Here is a 1,339-nt window from a genome sequence, read left to right as displayed (position 1 = left end):
TGTCGTAAGCAGATGAGTTGTCCGGATTAGGTAGCACATGAGTTGTCCGGTTTTATCGCCAGCCAAAGGGAGGCTGGGGATGAGACGGACGGCATGGCTACAGGGCCGGAGAATGCAGAAGTTTCGAGACGTTTTGAGGCGCTGGAATGGCGGCGATCTTTCGATGATGGAGGCAGGCGAGTCGCTGGGCATGTCGGAGCGGCAATTTCGACGTTACCGCGACCGGTACGAAGAGGCTGGGGAGGATGGCTTACGCGACCGCCGGCTGGGCAAGATTTCGACGCGTCGGGTGCCTGCGGAAGCGATTGAGGAGATGCTGGAGCTTTATCGTCATCGTTACCTGGGGTGGAATGTGAAGCATTTCCACGAGCACTTGATACGCGATCACGACTTCAGCTGGGGCTACACCTTCATCAAGACGCAGCTGCACGCGGCGGGCCTGGTGGAGCGAGCCAAGCGGCGCGGTGCTCACCGGCGCAAACGCGAGAGGAAGCCGTGTGAGGGGATGATGCTGCACCAGGATGGCAGCCGGCATGCCTGGCTGGAGGGTCAGCCGATGCTCGATCTGATCGTGACGCTGGACGACGCCACGAGCACGATCTATTCGGCCTTCCTGATTGAGGAGGAAGGCACGGCGTCGAGCTTTCAGGGACTTCTGGAGACTTTTGTCGCCAAGGGATTGCCGTCTAGCCTCTACAGCGATCGCGGCAGCCACTATTTCGTGACGCTCAAGGCCGGCGAGGCGGTCGACAAGAGCCGGCTGACCCAGGTCGGGCGAGCGCTGCGGCACCTCGGCATCGAGCATATCCCGGCCTATTCGCCTGAAGCCAGGGGGCGCTCCGAGCGGATGTTCTCGACCTTGCAGGATCGGCTGCCGAAAGAACTGGCGCTGGCCGGCATTGCCGATATCCAGGCCGCCAACCGCTTCATCGCGCAGACCTATCTGCCAGCTCACAATGCCCGCTTCGCCAAACCGCCCGCGGTCGAAGACAGCGCCTTTGTCGCCGCCGACCCACAGCAACTGGCCCAGATCCTGTGCATCGAGGAGGAGCGCGTCGTTGCCCGCGACAACACAGTCGCCTTCGCGCGCATGCGATTACAACTCCCGCACAGCCCGATCCGACATCACTTCGTCAAAGCCGCGGTCAAGGTCAGGCAATACCCCGATGGGACGCTCGCGGTCTTCCACGGGCCCCGCCGCATCGCCCGATACACGCCCGACGGCGCCACAATCCAAGAAACCTGCCGCACCGGGCAAGCCGCGTGAACCGCTTCGACGCAAAACTGAAGCGGACAAATGATGTGCTACCAAACCGGACAACTTGATTTGCTACCGACA

Annotated in this window: 1 protein-coding gene; it reads left to right on the top strand. The window is 61.8% G+C overall.

Annotated elements, in window-relative coordinates; genetic code table 11:
- Positions 1-37 precede the first annotated feature (37 nt).
- On the top strand, positions 38-1,267 hold the full coding sequence (locus NKI79_RS33095; RefSeq protein WP_352807493.1) for an ISNCY family transposase: 1,230 nt from the start codon (positions 38-40) through the stop codon (positions 1,265-1,267).
- Positions 1,268-1,339 lie beyond the last annotated feature (72 nt).

The sequence above is a fragment of the Mesorhizobium sp. M0340 genome (assembly GCF_040321535.1).
Lineage (GTDB): Bacteria > Pseudomonadota > Alphaproteobacteria > Rhizobiales > Rhizobiaceae > Mesorhizobium.
The sequence above is the reverse complement of the archived record's forward strand: the minus strand, read 5'-3'. Positions and strand labels throughout refer to the sequence as shown.